Genomic DNA, 14476 nt, shown 5'->3' with positions numbered 1-14476 from the left:
ACGCAAAAACACCCGCAGACGCAAACGCCTCGCCCAGGCCGGGCAACGCATAACGACAACGCGACAGCCATTCCACCGCCATGATTTTTCCTTACCGACTAGAAGCCCGCACGACACCGTCCCGCACGGTGCGCATCGCCGTGCCGCTGATCGCCGCGCTCCTGACGCTGGCAATCGGCTTCCTGATTTTTGGCCTTGTCGGCCGCGATCCCATGCAGGCCATGCACGCGTTCTTTATCGAGCCGCTGTCGAGCGTCAACGGCTGGTCGGAACTGCTGCTCAAGGCTTCGCCGCTCTGTCTGATCGCGCTCGGCCTCGCGGCCGGGTATCGCGCGAACGTGTGGAATATCGGCGCGGAAGGGCAGATGGTGCTCGGCGGCATTGCGGCGAGCGGCGTGGCGATCTATTTCGATCAGGCAAGCGGCTGGTGGATTCTGTTTCTGATGATGATCGCCGGCGTGCTGGGCGGCATGGCATGGGCGGCGATTCCCGCCTGGCTCAAGAGCCGCTTCAATACCAATGAGATCCTCACGAGCCTGATGCTCACCTATGTGGCCACGCAGTTGCTGATCTGGCTGGTGAGCGGCCCGTGGCGCGATCCGAACGGCATGAACTTTCCGCTCTCCGAAATGTTCAGCGGCGACGCGCTCTATCCCACCTTCGGCGGCGACTGGCGCATTCACTGGCTGCGCGGCACGCGTCTGAATGCGTCGATCTTCCTCACGCTCGCGGCCATCCCGCTCGTGTGGCTGTTCATGCGCCGCAGTTTCGCGGGCTATCGCATGAGCGTCGGCGGTCTTGCGCCGCTGGCCGCGCGCTACGCCGGTTTCTCGGAGAAGAAAACCATCTGGACTTCGCTGCTGCTGTCGGGCGGTCTTGCGGGCCTCGCGGGCATGGGCGAAATCGCCGGCCCGATCGGCCAGTTGCAGGCGACGTGGTCGCCGGGCTACGGCTTCACGGCCATCATCGTGGTGTTTGTCGGGCGGCTGCATCCGGTCGGCATCGTGCTCGCGAGTCTGCTGATGGCGCTGCTGTACCTCGGCGGCGAAGCGGTGCAGACCTCGCTGCAACTGCCGCAGGCGCTTTCGGGCGTGTTCCAGGGCCTGCTGCTGTTCTGTCTGCTCGGTGCGGACCTGTTCGTGAACTACCGCGTTCGCCGCCGTCACGCTGTCGCCGCTGCGCATTGACCCCGCCCATACCCGAATACGAAACAAGGCAACACGATATGGATATCCAGCAAGCCAGCTCGCTCGCATCGAGCGCCGTTACCGCCGCCATTCCGCTGATGTTCGCGGGCGTGGGCGAACTCGTCACGGAAAAGTCAGGCGTACTCAATCTCGGCGTCGAAGGGATGATGCTGATGGGCGCCGTGACCGGCTACGCCGTCACCACGATCAGCGGCAATCCCTGGCTCGGTCTTGCCGCGGGCATGGCGGCGGGCGTGGCGATGTCGCTGCTGTTCGGCTTCCTCGTGCTGACGATGCTCGCCAATCAGGTCGCGACGGGGCTTTCGCTCACGATCTTCGGCGTGGGTTTGTCGGCGTATGTGGGCAAGCCGTACACCTCGGCGGCCACTTCGGCGACGATCGGCGCATGGCCGATTCCGGGGCTCTCGCATCTGCCCGTGGTCGGTCCGGCGTTCTTCAGCCTGACGCCGGTCGATTACCTCGCGTTCGTGATGTTCGCCGTGGTCGCGTGGTTCCTCTATCGCACGCGCGCCGGGCTCGTGCTGCGCTCGGTGGGCGAGTCGCCGCAGGTTGCGCATTCGGTGGGCTTTCCGGTGATCGGCGTGCGTTATGGCGCGACGGCGTTCGGCGGCGCGATGGCGGGTCTCGCGGGCGCGTATTACTCGGTCGTGCAACTGCATCTGTGGCAGGAGCAGATCACCGCGGGCCGCGGCTGGATCGCGCTCGCGCTGGTGGTGTTCGCGACGTGGCGACCGGGCCGTCTGTTGATCGGCGCATTGCTGTTTGGTGCAGTGACGGGTGCGCAGTTCTACGCGCAGGCTATCGGCGTGCCGGTGCCTACGCAGTTTCTCGCCATGCTGCCGTATGTGGCGACCATCGTCGTGCTCGTGCTGATTTCGCGTAATCCGAACACGATTCGTCTTAACGCGCCGGCTTCTCTCGGCAAGTCGTTCTTCGGCGCGGCCTAGTTGTTTTCAAAGCGGTATCCACAACGATTCGACAACACGCTTGAACCAATACGCTCGCAGTTTCTCAACCATGACAGCAGCGTCCTCACGGGACCGGAGATCCACAATGAAAAAAACCATCCTGACCGCCTTTGCCGTCGCCGCGACCTGCGGCGCGGCAGCGCTCGTGCCGTCGGCGCAGGCCGCCGACGCGCCGGGCGTCGCGTTCGTCTATCTCGGCAATCCTGGCGACGCCGGCTGGACCTTCGCGCACGATCAGGGTTCGAAGGCCGCCGAACAGAAGTTCGGCAACAAGATCAAGATCACGCGCGTGGAGAATGTGCCGGAATCGGCGGACTCGGAACGCGTGTTCCGCGATCTGGCCAGCAAGGGCAACAAGATCATCTTCGGTTCGAGTTTCGGTTATCAGGACTTCGAACTGAAAGTGGCGAAGGACTTTCCGGATACGGTTTTCCTGCACGCGACCGGCTACAAGAAGGCGCCGAACTTCGGCACCTATGACGTGCGTATGTATCAGGGCGCGTATCTCGCGGGCGTCGCGGCCGGTTACGCGACGAAGACCAACACGCTGGGCTTCGTGGCCTCGGTGCCGATTCCCGAAGTCGTGCGCAACATCAACGCATACACGCTGGGCGCGCGCTCGGTGAATCCGAAGGTCCACACCAAGGTTATCTGGATCAATAGCTGGTTCGATCCGGGCAAGGAAAAGCAGGCCGCCGAAACGCTGATCGGGCAGGGCGCGGACGTGCTGCTGCAGAACACCGATTCGAGCGCGACGCTGGCCACCGCCGAAGAAAAGCACGTACACGCGTTCGGCTGGGATTCGAACATGAAGAAGTTCGGCCCGGATGCGCATCTGGGTTCGGTTGAAGCGAACTGGGGCGTGTACTACACGGCCGTGATCCAGCAGGTGCTCGACGGCAAGTGGAAGAACGATCCGGTCTGGTGGGGCATTCCGCAGAAGGCGGTCGATCTGGGCGACGTGAATACGTCCGCGCTGTCCGCCGATGCGCAGAAGGCCGTCGCCGCGAAGCGCGAAGCGATCGCGAGCGGCAAGTGGGATGTGTTCACGGGTCCGATCAAGGATCAGACGGGCGCGGTGAAGGTGCCGGCCGGCAAGACGCTCGCCGATGGCGAACTGCAACGCCTGAACTGGTACGTCGAAGGCGTGGACGGTTCGCTGCCGAAATAACGCCGACGTCGATCGCGGACGCAAATCCCGGACGCAAATCGCCCACGCTTTCGTCCGATCATTGATGTGTCACGCGGCTGCGCGACGCCTTTACGGCGCGCGCAGCCGTTTGCATTTCAGCGTCGCTTTTAATCGTCGATCCGCAAGCCGACCTTGATCGTCACCTGCCAGTGCATGACCTTGTCGCCCTCGATCAGACCGCGCGTTTCGGTGACTTCGAACCAGTGCAGATTGCGCAAGGTCTTCGACGCGCGTGCGATGGCGCATCGGATGGCTTCGTCGCTGGAAACGGTGGACGAACCGGTGAGTTCGATCTGCTTGTAGACGTGGTCGCTCATGACAAGGTCTCCTCGATGGGGGCGGCGCGCGATGGCGTGCGTGCGGCGTGCAGGCACGTGAATCGAGTATAGGAAACGGTCTCGCAAGCGCCAGCGCGTGCGTGCGCGCGCACTCGCGCGGCCGCTACCGGAAATACGCTGCCGGGTATCATGGCGCTCGCGTGATCCGACATAGTCATGACCGCATCGGCCATGCCTGTAAGCGCACGCAGCGTCGAAGAATTTGCAGCAGGAGACAAGGAAAATGCAGAAGCAGGAACTGGGATTTTGCGGGCCCGGATTGATGGGCGCGCCGATGATTCGCCATTTGCTGGGCGCGGGTCACGCCGTTCACGTGTGGAACCGCTCGCGCGTGAAAGCCGAGGCGCTCGCGAGCGACGGCGCGCAGGTCGCGGATACGCCGCTCGCACTCGCGCAACGTGCGGACGTGGTGCTGCTGTGCGTGTCGGATGGCGCCGCGGTCGAGCAGACGGTATTCGGCGAGCAGGGTTTGCTATCCGCTGGCGCCGCGCGCGTGCGCCGTATCGTCGATCATTCGAGTATTCCGCCCGATCTGACACGTGCACTGGCTGCGCGCGCGGCCGCGCTGGGTGTGGGCTGGGTCGACGCGCCGGTTTCCGGCGGCGTGGGCGGGGCGCAGGCGGGCACGCTCGCGGTGATGGCGGGCGGCGAGGCCGCCGACGTCGAAGCCGTCTCGCCGATCCTCGCCGCTTACTCGGCGCGCGTCACGCATATGGGCGGCGCGGGCGCGGGGCAGACCACCAAGCTGTGCAACCAGGCGATCGTCACGGCCACGGTTGCGGCCATCGCCGAGGCGGTGGGGCTCGCACGCCGCAGCGGCATCGACGCCGCGAAGCTGCCCGAAGCGCTCGCGGGCGGCTGGGCCGATTCGGTGCTGCTGCGCACCTTCGTGCCGCGCATGACGCAGGAAGGCCTCGCGCCGATTGGCGCCCTGAAAACGTTCCAGAAGGACGTGGATACCGTGGCCGCCGCCGCGCAACAGACCGGCACGCCCATGCCGGTTTCGGGCACCGTCCAGCAGATCCTGCGACTCGGCGCCGCGATGGGGCTCGATCAGGCCGATCTGTCCGGTTTTGTCGACGTCCTGCAGACGCCGCGCGGCGGCTGATCCGGCCCGGCGCGCAAGCACCACGCCAGGCGCGCCTGCACGAATCTGCCACGAATTTCCGGTAAGTTCATCGCGCGCGCCTGCTGCATTCCCGCTTCGCCAGACTCTGGCAGACGCGCGCGAACTGGCATAACCTGCTAAAATTACAGGTTTTTCGTCGATCTACTTACCGGGACGCGCTGTGCTCTCTACCGCCAACATCACCATGCAATTCGGGCCGAAGCCCTTGTTCGAGAATATCTCGGTCAAATTCGGCGAAGGCAACCGCTATGGCCTGATCGGCGCGAACGGTTGCGGCAAATCCACGTTCATGAAGATCCTGGGCGGCGACCTCGAGCAAAGCTCGGGCAACGTCATCCTCGAACCGAACGTGCGCCTGGGCAAGCTGCGCCAGGACCAGTTCGCCTACGAAGACGTGCGCGTGCTCGACGTCGTCATGATGGGCCACACCGAAATGTGGGCCGCCATGAGCGAGCGCGACGCGATCTACGCGAACCCCGAAGCCACCGACGACGACTACATGCACGCCGCCGAACTCGAAGCGAAATTCGCCGAGTACGACGGCTACACGGCTGAAGCGCGCGCGGGCGAGCTGCTGCTCGGCATCGGCATCGATACGGAATTCCACAACGGCCCGATGAGCGGCGTCGCTCCGGGCTGGAAGCTGCGCGTGCTGCTCGCGCAGGCGCTGTTCTCGAAGCCGGACGTGCTGCTGCTCGACGAACCGACCAACAACCTCGACATCAACTCGATCCGTTGGCTGGAAGATGTTCTGAACGAGTACAACTCGACCATGATCATCATTTCCCACGATCGACACTTCCTGAACCAGGTCTGCACGCATATGGCGGACATGGATTACGGCACGCTGAAGGTCTGGCCGGGCAACTACGACGACTACATGCTGGCTTCGGCGCAGGCGCGCGAGCGTCAGCAGGCCGCCAACCAGAAGGCCAAGGAACGCGTGGCCGACCTGCAGGACTTCGTGCGCCGCTTCTCGGCGAACAAGTCGAAGGCGCGTCAGGCAACCAGCCGTCTGAAGATGATCGACAAGATCAAGATCGAGGACTTCAAGCCTTCGTCGCGTCAGAACCCGTTCATCCGCTTCGAATTCGAGAAGAAGCTGCACAACATCGTCGTGGTCGCGGAAGAGATCACGAAGACGTACGAGCGCCGCATCTTCAACAAATTCAGCATCAGCGTGCAGCCGGGCGAGCGTATCGCGATCATCGGCGAAAACGGCGCGGGCAAGACCACGCTGCTGCGCTCGCTGCTGGGCAACCTGGCCGTGGATAACGGTTCGGTGAAGTGGGCGGAAAACGCGAACATCGGCTACATGCCGCAGGACACGTACGAAGAATTCCCGAACGACGTCACGCTGATGGACTGGATCGACCAGTACCGCCAGGAAGGCGACGACGAGCAGTCCGTGCGCGGCACGCTCGGCCGTCTGCTGTTCAATGCCGACGACATCCGCAAGTCGGTCAAGGTGCTCTCGGGTGGCGAGAAGGGCCGCATGATCTGGGGCAAGCTGATGCTGGGCCGCCATAACGTGCTGCTGATGGACGAGCCGACCAACCACATGGACATGGAATCGATCGAGTCGCTGCAGATCGCGCTCGAAAAGTTCGAAGGTACGCTCGTGTTCGTGTCGCACGACCGCGAGTTCGTGAACGGTCTGGCCAATCGCGTGATCGAAGTGAAGACCAATGGCACGATCAACGATTACAGCGGTAACTACGAGGACTTCCTGGCGAGCCAGGGTGTGCATTGAGCCGCGAGGGTTAGCACGCTAACCTGAAGTTCAGACGTCAAGAAAACCCGCTGCGGCGTTTGCCGCAGCGGGTTTTTTCATTTCCAGACTTCGGTTATGGAGGCACGCATCTCGTTCTCGATTTAATTGTGCGCACAACCAATCGGGTGCGTTATGCACGTGTTAAAGGTTGTTTTCTTAATGCCGTTAAAAAGGGTTGGATCGCAAAAGCCGCGCGCCGCGGTGTATTGCCCTTAGGTATTCAACCGGAGAAGTCTGCATGAGAAGAAACCTGGCCAAGTACGCGACGCTGCTAGTGATCGTGATCGCCGCAATGCATTTTTTGACTGATTTGACCGGGATATTTTCCAGCGCGTTCGGTCAGGCGCTGGTCGGCATGCTGTTATCGGGCGGCCTCGCTTGGCTGGCGTGGCGGCGCTACCGGCTTCTCACACGCTATGAGCAGCAGAACTACGACTGGTATGTCGCCCAGCATCCGCCTCGACAGGCCAGCCGCCCGGAATGCAGTAAGTGCGGTAGCACGTCTTTGCGCACGAGTCGCCTCATGCGCTATACGTATTCCGTCGAGCACGCGTGCGGCACGTGTGGAACGCCGCTTTATTATTCGGAAGAGCGCTGAACCGTCCGGCTCAATCGTTCGAATATTGGAGGTCGGCTGGGATGCCGTAGGTGCCATGTTGATATGGCAACGTCACGCTGCGGCGTTGCGCTGGCGATTTGCTGACCCAGCACTTTTCGGCATTGCCGCTTACTGTTTGGTCGATCGTTCTCTCTTCGATCTTGAGGGGCGCGTAGTCATTCGCCGACGCGACGCCCATCGTAATCGTACGTTTCGTATCGGTCTCTTCGGAGTCGCAGGCACTGCCGCGGCTGGCATGCCATTCGCCGACTTTCATGCGATCCAGCACGGTTCGCATGCGGGCGTCGTTGAACAGATACAGGCTAAGCGTCGTGACGCCCGACATATCCGCGGGATAGCCGCCCGACGACGTCAATCGAACGCCGATCGCTCGCTGCGTGGGCGTGAGTTGGTAACGCGCACTATCGATCTCGATGCCGTCAAAAAAATGGCCTGATTCATATTGGACTGCAGCCGCCTGAAAATGGTGCGCGGCGATCGTGCCCGTCGATGTGTCGGCGACCAGCACGTCAACGTCGATACTCCCGCCATCGTCGTTGTCTGATGCATGCTTGATCGGTAGCGCCGCAATCGTCAGCGCCTCGTTCGCTGGCCAGATTTTGCAGGCGGCGTGTTCCCGGTCGAGCGATTGACCAGGATGCAGTTTTTCCATCCATATCTGGAAGTGCTCCTCGCACCCAGCATGTGCGAAGAGCGGGGCAAGGCCGGCAACGAGAGTGAGCAGTGGGCGCTTCATGCGGATGCACTCCAAGTGTCAGTCGGTGTACTGCATACCCTTCGGCACGCCGTATTTGCCGTTCTTGTATTCGAGCGTGAAGCCCGTGCGCTTGCTCGATTTATTGATGTCGTACTTGCAATCGCCGCCCCGCACCACGTTGGTGGTTTGCGAGGACAATTCCTTACCCTTCAGAACGGCATAGCCTTCCTTGCCGGCCGGCCCAAGGTCGAGCGTGCGCGTCGTATTGCTGAAGTCGCCCGCGCAATTGCCGTCCCACTCGCCGCCCGAATCTTCCACGATCAGGCGATCAACAACCGTTCGCAGGCTTTGGCCATCGACGACGTAAAGGCTCAGCGCCGTTTGTCCGAACGGATTGACGCGCGATGAACCCTCATGCGAAACCCGTACGCCAAACGCACGGTTTTGCGGCGTGAGCTGGTAGCGTGCTGTGTCGATCGTCAAACCAGAGAACCTGACGGCATCGTACGAAATTGCCGACTTCTGGAACTGATGCGCGATGACTGTCCCTGAAGCCGTGTCCGCGACCAGCACTTCGAGATCATCGGTACCTTCATCGTCATTGTTGTTCTTCTGCGGCAACGGCAACGCCGCAATCGTCAGCGCTTCGTTCGCAGGCCAGACCTTGCACGCCGCATGTTCCGTGTCGAGCGTGCGGCCCGGATGCAATTGCGAAGTCCACTTCTGGAAGTTGTCTTCGCAGCCCGCGTGAGCGAGCAGCGGCGTGAGACCAATGGCGAGGCAGAGCAGGATGCGTTTCATGAAGCACATGAGCAAATAAAGGAGCGCGCAGTATAAGGGTGCGACCGAAACCGTCGCCGGAATGTGTGCACCACCTTCCGTAAGCGTCAACCAAGCTAGAATGCGTGATCACGGCGTCCCGCAAGGCGACGCCATCGAACACACAAACGGAGACAGGAGCAGCGCATGAAACAGTACGACCAGCTCTACATCAACGGCCAATGGATTGCCCCGCAGGGCAAGGGCATGATCGACGTATTCGATTCGGGCACCGAGGCCGTGATGGGCCGCATCCCCGAAGGCAACGAAGCCGATGCCGAAGCCGCCATCGTCGCCGCCCGCGCGGCCTTCGACGCCTGGGCTGCCACACCTGCCGCCGAGCGCGGCGCGTATCTGCAAAAGATCGCCGACAACCTCAAAGCCCACACCGACGAACTCGCACAACTGATCGCGGGCGAAGTCGGCATGCCGCTCAAGCTCGCGCGCGCGATCCAGGTGGGCGGCCCGGTCTACAACTGGGGCGCCTACGCGAAGCTCGCGAACGAATTCCAGTACGAGGAACGCGTCGGCAACTCGCTCGTCGTGCGCGAGCCGGTGGGCGTGGTCGCGGCCATTACGCCGTGGAACTATCCGCTCAACCAGATCACGCTCAAGGTTGCCGCCGCGCTGGCCGCAGGCTGCACCGTCGTGCTCAAGCCGTCCGAAATCGCGCCGCTGAACGCCTTCGTGCTCGCCGAGGCGATCCACGAAGCGGGCCTGCCCGCAGGCGTGTTCAATCTCGTGAGCGGATATGGCCCGGTCGTCGGCGAATTGATGGCGCGCCATCCGCAAGTCGATATGGTTTCGTTCACGGGCTCGACGCGCGCGGGCAAGCGCGTGTCGGAAGTGGCGTCCGCGAGCGTCAAGCGCGTGGCGCTGGAACTGGGCGGCAAATCGGCCTCCGTGGTGCTCGACGATGCCGATTTCGCCGCCGCCGTGAAGGGCACCGTGGGCGCGTGCTTCCTGAACTCGGGGCAGACCTGCTCGGCGCACACGCGCATGATCGTGCCGGAATCGCGCTACGAGGAAGCGCGCGAACTGGCTAAAGCGGCCGCCGAAGCCTATACCGTCGCCGATCCGCGCGACGAAAAGGCGAAGCTCGGCCCGCTTGCCTCGAAGGTGCAGCAGGAGCGCGTGCAGCACTACATCGAGCGCGGCCTCGCCGATGGCGCCGAACTCGTGACCGGCGGCGCCGGCATGCCCGATGGCCTGACGAAAGGCTTCTTCGTGAAGCCGACCGTGTTCGGCCGCGTGCCGCGCGACGCCGCCATCGCCCAGGAAGAAATCTTCGGCCCGGTGCTGACGATCCTCACGGCCAAGAACGAAGACGACGCCGTCGCCATCGCCAACGATTCGCTCTACGGTCTGGGCGGCGCAGTGTGGGCCGGCAGCGACGAGCGCGCGATGCGCGTGGCGCGCCGCATCCGCACGGGCCAGATCGACATCAACGGCGGCGCATGGAATATGGCCGCGCCGTTCGGCGGCTACAAGCAGTCGGGCCATGGCCGTGAGAACGGTGTCTACGGTCTCGAGGAATATCTCGAGTACAAGTCGATGCAGTTCAAGGTGCCGAAGGCCTGAGTCTTCGATAGCCCGTAGAAAACCGTCGCGCCTTGCAAATGTCTCGGTGCGACGTCTTGATAAAGGTCATTGCTGCGGGAGTCATGACTGGCTCCCGCAATAGTTTTTGACTTTTATCAATGCTGCAATTGGGGTGCGCGCGACCATTAGCGTTTTGTCATCGACAACGCAAAGCGGGTCACCATGTTTCCTGATCATTCATTCGCGCCGCTCCACCTTCGTGGCCGTCAACTGTTGCCCATCGTGCAAGGCGGCATGGGCGTCGGCATTTCCGCGCATCGGCTCGCGGGCAGTGTGGCGCGCGAGGGCGCGCTCGGCACCATCGCGAGTATCGATCTGCGCCATCATCACGCCGACCTCGTCGAGCAATGCCGCGCCGATCCGCGCCACGAAACGCTCGCGCAAGCCAATCTCGTCGCGCTCGGCCGCGAGATCGAAGCGGCGCGCAGGCTGGCCGAAGGCCGCGGCATGATCGCCGTCAACGTCATGAAAGCCGTCAATGCCCACGCCGATTACGTGCGCGCGGCCTGCGAGCACGGCGCCGACGCCATCGTCATGGGCGCGGGTCTGCCGCTCGATCTGCCCGATCTCACGCAAGGCGTCGATATCGCGCTGATCCCGATTCTCTCCGACGCACGCGGCGTCTCGCTCGTGCTCAAGAAGTGGATGAAAAAGGGCCGTCTGCCCGACGCCGTGGTGCTCGAACATCCGGCCCACGCGGGCGGCCACCTCGGCGTGACCGATCTCGCCGATATGCAGAACGAACGCTTCGGCTTCGAGCGCATTTTCGAGGAGCTGGACGCCGTGTACGCCACGCTCGGCATTACGCGCGCCGATGTGCCGCTGATTGTCGGCGGCGGCATCAACAGCCACGAAGCCGTGCGGCGCTGGCTGCAGGCGGGCGCCAATGGCGTGCAGGTGGGCACGCCGTTCGCGGTGACGGAAGAGGGCGACGCGCATCCGAACTTCAAGCGCGTGCTCGCCGATGCCAAACCGGAAGACATCGTCGAATTCGTCAGCGTGACGGGCTTGCCCGCGCGGGCGGTGAAAACGCCGTGGCTCGATCGTTACCTGCGCAACGAATCGCGTATTCGCGCCAAGATCGGCCAGGTGAAGAATGCTTGCCCGACCGCGCTCGAATGTCTGTCGGTGTGCGGGCTGCGCGATGGCATCGAGAAGTTCGGCCATTTCTGCATCGATACGCGCCTGGCCGCTGCGCTGCGCGGCGAGGTATCGAACGGGCTGTTCTTCCGCGGCCGCGAAGCGTTGCCTTTTGGCAACGCCATTCGCTCGGTGAGAGACCTTTTGGAGCTGCTTTTGACCGGTTCTGCGCGACCTGCTGTCGCACATCGCGCGGCGTTTGCGCTTAACTGATTCGCATCAAGCGTGGGATGACCCCTGCCTCGGAAAATTCGCACTGTCTTGCGAATTACCGCGGGAACCACAGGGGAAATCACCATGAAAAATCACACGAAGACCATCCTCGCCACGGCGCTCGCACTGGCCGCAGCGTTCGGCGCATCGGCCGCGCAGGCCGCCACGCCCGATACGGGCATCTACGCGGGCGACTGGCTGGTGCGCCTGCGCGCGATCAGCATCATGCCGCAGGTGGGCACGAGCGGCACGCTCTCCACGCTGAAAACCGACGTCAACAACGCCATCGTTCCCGAGCTGGATTTCACCTACATGGTGACCAACAACATCGGCGCGGAACTGATTCTGGGCACGTCGCGCCATCAGGTCACGTCGAGCATCGGTGCGCTCGGCGGCGTCGGCGTGCTGCCGCCCACGCTGCTGCTGCAATACCACTTCAACAACGCCGGCGTGTTCCGGCCATACGTGGGCGCGGGCATCAACTACACGCTGTTCTACAACAACGGTCTGCACGCGGGCGGCCAGCAGGTGTCGATCGACAACCATAGCTTCGGGCCGGCGCTGCAGTTCGGCGTCGATTATCAGGTCGCGAAGCATGTGTTCGTGAACGCCGACATCAAGAAGATCTGGATGCGCACGGGCGCGTCGCTCAACGGCCAGTCGATCGGCACGCTCTATATCGACCCGATCATCGTGGGTATCGGCGTCGGCATGAAGTTCTGAGCGCTTGCGCGTCAGACGCGCCTGTCAATGCAAACGCCGGCGTGTCCGGCGTTTTTTATGCGCTACGCACACTCAAGCGTGCGCGCTCAGCCGTCCTTGCGCTGAAAACGCATGGCGGTGCCTTCGCTTTCGATGCGGGTCCAGATGGCGCGCTTTTCTTCGTCGCTCAGAAAAACCCAGTTCGAGACTTCGATCGCGGTGCGGCCGCAGCCTTTGCAGATATCGTCGAAAAGCGTGGAGCACACGCCGATGCAGGGGCTGTCGGGAAGGTCGTGAAGATTGGATGCCATCGATCTGTCTTGGGGCGGGATGGCCGGGCAGAAAAGGGCGCGCCGGCCGGGCGGAAAACCCCGCTATGTTAACCGATAAGCCGGGGCGGCCTTTTTTTGCCCATCCAGTTGAAAGGGCAAGTAATTTTTTGGTGCAGGAATGGGCGGTATTCCGGTGCCGGGCGGCTGGCGTCGCGTGAAAGTTGCGTTCGCCGTTTTTTTTGTGGACAGGGACGCTCAAACGGCTAAAATTGCGCGCGATTTACCGTCTGCTGCACGCTTTGCGCGTGGGTCTATCGGCCATTCGGACGCTGTTCCGTTTGTGCGACAAGCTGGCGTTCTTTTTTGTCGCCTGGCGCGATTGATGGTAGGTTCGGTAAATTCTCGGGGCCGCCCGGTGCGGCACGCAGGCAGAACATGCAGTAAACACAAGGCGACGGCTGGCCATCAATCGCGAACTGCGCATTCATGCGCAAGCCATCGATTGGCCGGCAGTTCAAAGGCGGATACAGCCTGATAACACGCTGGGAATCAACTCAAACGACCTCAAGCGGCAGGCTCAGAACGGAGAACGGGATGAAGAAACGGGTTTTGGCGAAACTGGCTGTGCTCGCACTGTGTGCGTCGCCGTGGGTCGCGTCGGTCGCAAAAGACACGCAACTGAACGTGTACAACTGGTCCGATTACATCGCCAAAGACACGATTCCGAACTTCCAGAAGCAGACCGGCGTCACCGTCAAGTACGACAACTACGACAGCGACGACACGCTGCAGGCCAAGCTGCTCGCGGGCAATTCGGGTTACGACGTCGTCGTGCCGACCACCAATTACGCGGGCAAGCAGATCGCCGCCGGCATCTTCTCGCCGCTCGACAAGTCGAAGATCCCGAACCTCAAGTATCTCGATCCGCAACTGATGGCGCTGGTCGCCGGTGCGGATCCGGGCAACAAGTACGCGGTGCCCTGGGCCTACGGCACGACGGGTCTCGCCTATAACGTCGACAAGGCGCAGCAGATCCTCGGCAAGAACGTGCCGCTCGACAACTGGGACATCCTCTTCAAGCCCGAGAACCTCTCGAAGCTGAAGGCCTGCGGTGTTTCCGTGCTCGACGCGCCGGACCAGTTCTTCGCCGCCGCGCTGCACTACATCGGCAAAGACCCGCTTTCGACGAATCCGGACGACTATCGCGCCGCGCTCGCGATGATGAAGAAGATCCGTCCGTTCATCACGCAGTTCAGCTCGTCGGGCTACATCAATGACCTCGTGGGCGGCGACGTCTGCTTTGCGTACGGTTACTCGGGCGACGTCGTGATCGCCAAGCACCGCGCCATCGACGCGAAGAAGCCGTACAAGATCGAGTACGAAATCCCGAAGGGCGGCGCGCCGATCTGGTTCGACGTGATGACCATCCCGAAGGATGCGCAGCACAAGGAAGCCGCGCACGAGTGGATCAACTACATCGAGACGCCGCAGGTGCACGCCGCGATCACCAACGCCGTGTACTACCCGAGCGCCAATGCGGAAGCGCGCAAGTACGTGAACAAGGACATCGCCAACGATCCGGCGGTCTATCCGTCGCCGGAAGTGCTCAAGACGCTGTTCCTGCTCAAGCCGCTGCCGCCGGAAATCCAGCGCCTGCAGACGCGTCTGTGGACCGAATTCAAGTCGGGCCGCTGACGCGACCGGGAGCGTAGCTAGCGCTTCGTTTCACGTTTTACCCCAAGCCCTCGGCACCTACCGGGGGCTTTGTTCGTCAACCCCGTCCAGGTATCAAGTCAGAAAGGC

14 protein-coding genes are annotated in these 14476 nt (G+C 62.6%); 10 read left to right on the top strand and 4 right to left on the bottom strand.

Annotated elements, in window-relative coordinates; translation table 11 throughout:
* Positions 1 to 80 precede the first annotated feature (80 nt).
* The 3 genes from G3N59_RS06280 to G3N59_RS06270 all read left to right on the top strand — a co-directional run bounded on the left by G3N59_RS06280 (position 81) and on the right by G3N59_RS06270 (position 3347).
* Positions 81 to 1187, top strand: a complete 1107-nt coding sequence (locus G3N59_RS06280) for an ABC transporter permease (RefSeq protein WP_205981698.1) — start codon at positions 81 to 83, stop codon at positions 1185 to 1187.
* 38 nt (positions 1188 to 1225) lie between these two features.
* Positions 1226 to 2155: an ABC transporter permease gene (locus tag G3N59_RS06275; protein ID WP_205981697.1), complete on the top strand. Its 930-nt coding sequence runs from the start codon at positions 1226 to 1228 to the stop codon at positions 2153 to 2155.
* 106 nt (positions 2156 to 2261) lie between these two features.
* The gene (locus tag G3N59_RS06270; protein ID WP_205981696.1) at positions 2262 to 3347 is read left to right on the top strand and encodes a BMP family ABC transporter substrate-binding protein; all 1086 of its coding nucleotides are present in this window, start codon (positions 2262 to 2264) and stop codon (positions 3345 to 3347) included.
* A 128-nt stretch (positions 3348 to 3475) separates the two neighbouring features.
* On the opposite strand, the gene G3N59_RS06265 is transcribed toward G3N59_RS06270, so the two are convergent.
* The gene (locus G3N59_RS06265; protein ID WP_205981695.1) at positions 3476 to 3685 is read right to left on the bottom strand and encodes a dodecin; all 210 of its coding nucleotides are present in this window, start codon (positions 3683 to 3685) and stop codon (positions 3476 to 3478) included.
* 244 nt (positions 3686 to 3929) lie between these two features.
* On the opposite strand from G3N59_RS06265, the gene G3N59_RS06260 reads away from it, so the two are divergent.
* From G3N59_RS06260 to G3N59_RS06250, 3 genes are all read left to right on the top strand, one after another.
* On the top strand, positions 3930 to 4814 hold the full coding sequence (locus G3N59_RS06260) for an NAD(P)-dependent oxidoreductase (RefSeq protein WP_205981694.1): 885 nt from the start codon (positions 3930 to 3932) through the stop codon (positions 4812 to 4814).
* Between the two features lie 181 nt (positions 4815 to 4995).
* Positions 4996 to 6588 (top strand): ABC-F family ATPase, encoded by a 1593-nt coding sequence (locus G3N59_RS06255; protein WP_205981693.1) that lies wholly within the window; start codon positions 4996 to 4998, stop codon positions 6586 to 6588.
* Between the two features lie 259 nt (positions 6589 to 6847).
* On the top strand, positions 6848 to 7207 hold the full coding sequence (locus G3N59_RS06250) for a hypothetical protein (protein WP_205981692.1): 360 nt from the start codon (positions 6848 to 6850) through the stop codon (positions 7205 to 7207).
* A gap of 10 nt (positions 7208 to 7217) precedes the next feature.
* Here the strand turns inward: G3N59_RS06250 and G3N59_RS06245 are convergent, their stop codons facing one another.
* Together G3N59_RS06245 and G3N59_RS06240 are read right to left on the bottom strand one after the other, a co-directional pair.
* The gene (locus G3N59_RS06245; RefSeq protein WP_205981691.1) at positions 7218 to 7964 is read right to left on the bottom strand and encodes a hypothetical protein; all 747 of its coding nucleotides are present in this window, start codon (positions 7962 to 7964) and stop codon (positions 7218 to 7220) included.
* An 18-nt stretch (positions 7965 to 7982) separates the two neighbouring features.
* Complete coding sequence (locus tag G3N59_RS06240; protein WP_205981690.1) at positions 7983 to 8726, bottom strand: hypothetical protein; 744 nt, start codon at positions 8724 to 8726, stop codon at positions 7983 to 7985.
* A gap of 165 nt (positions 8727 to 8891) precedes the next feature.
* Between G3N59_RS06240 and G3N59_RS06235 the strand changes: the two genes are divergently transcribed.
* From G3N59_RS06235 to G3N59_RS06225, 3 genes are all read left to right on the top strand, one after another.
* Positions 8892 to 10325, top strand: coding sequence for an aldehyde dehydrogenase family protein (locus G3N59_RS06235; RefSeq protein WP_205981689.1), 1434 nt, complete (start codon positions 8892 to 8894; stop codon positions 10323 to 10325).
* Positions 10326 to 10508: 183 nt separating this feature from the next.
* On the top strand, positions 10509 to 11699 hold the full coding sequence (locus G3N59_RS06230; RefSeq protein WP_205981688.1) for a nitronate monooxygenase family protein: 1191 nt from the start codon (positions 10509 to 10511) through the stop codon (positions 11697 to 11699).
* 84 nt (positions 11700 to 11783) lie between these two features.
* Positions 11784 to 12422, top strand: coding sequence for an OmpW family outer membrane protein (locus G3N59_RS06225; RefSeq protein ID WP_205981687.1), 639 nt, complete (start codon positions 11784 to 11786; stop codon positions 12420 to 12422).
* Between the two features lie 86 nt (positions 12423 to 12508).
* Here the strand turns inward: G3N59_RS06225 and G3N59_RS06220 are convergent, their stop codons facing one another.
* Positions 12509 to 12712 (bottom strand): DUF1289 domain-containing protein, encoded by a 204-nt coding sequence (locus G3N59_RS06220; RefSeq protein WP_205981686.1) that lies wholly within the window; start codon positions 12710 to 12712, stop codon positions 12509 to 12511.
* Between the two features lie 555 nt (positions 12713 to 13267).
* On the opposite strand from G3N59_RS06220, the gene G3N59_RS06215 reads away from it, so the two are divergent.
* The gene (locus G3N59_RS06215; RefSeq protein WP_205981685.1) at positions 13268 to 14368 is read left to right on the top strand and encodes a polyamine ABC transporter substrate-binding protein; all 1101 of its coding nucleotides are present in this window, start codon (positions 13268 to 13270) and stop codon (positions 14366 to 14368) included.
* The last annotated feature ends 108 nt before the right edge of the window (positions 14369 to 14476 follow it).

Origin of the sequence: Paraburkholderia sp. Ac-20340 (genome assembly GCF_017104965.1) — a bacterium.
In the GTDB taxonomy this organism is placed as follows: domain Bacteria; phylum Pseudomonadota; class Gammaproteobacteria; order Burkholderiales; family Burkholderiaceae; genus Paraburkholderia.
This window is presented reverse-complemented; position numbering and strand designations above follow the sequence as displayed.

Excerpts from the sequence above, each read along its gene's own strand:
- G3N59_RS06245 (WP_205981691.1), bottom strand. The coding sequence starts at position 7,964 with ATGAAGCGCCCACTGCTCACTCTCGTTGCCGGCCTTGCCCCGCTCTTC.
- G3N59_RS06235 (WP_205981689.1), top strand. The coding sequence starts at position 8,892 with ATGAAACAGTACGACCAGCTCTACATCAACGGCCAATGGATTGCCCCG.
- G3N59_RS06240 (WP_205981690.1), bottom strand. The coding sequence starts at position 8,726 with ATGAAACGCATCCTGCTCTGCCTCGCCATTGGTCTCACGCCGCTGCTC.
- G3N59_RS06250 (WP_205981692.1), top strand. The coding sequence starts at position 6,848 with ATGAGAAGAAACCTGGCCAAGTACGCGACGCTGCTAGTGATCGTGATC.
- G3N59_RS06230 (WP_205981688.1), top strand. The coding sequence starts at position 10,509 with ATGTTTCCTGATCATTCATTCGCGCCGCTCCACCTTCGTGGCCGTCAA.
- G3N59_RS06220 (WP_205981686.1), bottom strand. The coding sequence starts at position 12,712 with ATGGCATCCAATCTTCACGACCTTCCCGACAGCCCCTGCATCGGCGTG.
- G3N59_RS06265 (WP_205981695.1), bottom strand. The coding sequence starts at position 3,685 with ATGAGCGACCACGTCTACAAGCAGATCGAACTCACCGGTTCGTCCACC.
- G3N59_RS06275 (WP_205981697.1), top strand. The coding sequence starts at position 1,226 with ATGGATATCCAGCAAGCCAGCTCGCTCGCATCGAGCGCCGTTACCGCC.
- G3N59_RS06270 (WP_205981696.1), top strand. The coding sequence starts at position 2,262 with ATGAAAAAAACCATCCTGACCGCCTTTGCCGTCGCCGCGACCTGCGGC.
- G3N59_RS06225 (WP_205981687.1), top strand. The coding sequence starts at position 11,784 with ATGAAAAATCACACGAAGACCATCCTCGCCACGGCGCTCGCACTGGCC.
- G3N59_RS06215 (WP_205981685.1), top strand. The coding sequence starts at position 13,268 with ATGAAGAAACGGGTTTTGGCGAAACTGGCTGTGCTCGCACTGTGTGCG.
- G3N59_RS06280 (WP_205981698.1), top strand. The coding sequence starts at position 81 with ATGATTTTTCCTTACCGACTAGAAGCCCGCACGACACCGTCCCGCACG.
- G3N59_RS06260 (WP_205981694.1), top strand. The coding sequence starts at position 3,930 with ATGCAGAAGCAGGAACTGGGATTTTGCGGGCCCGGATTGATGGGCGCG.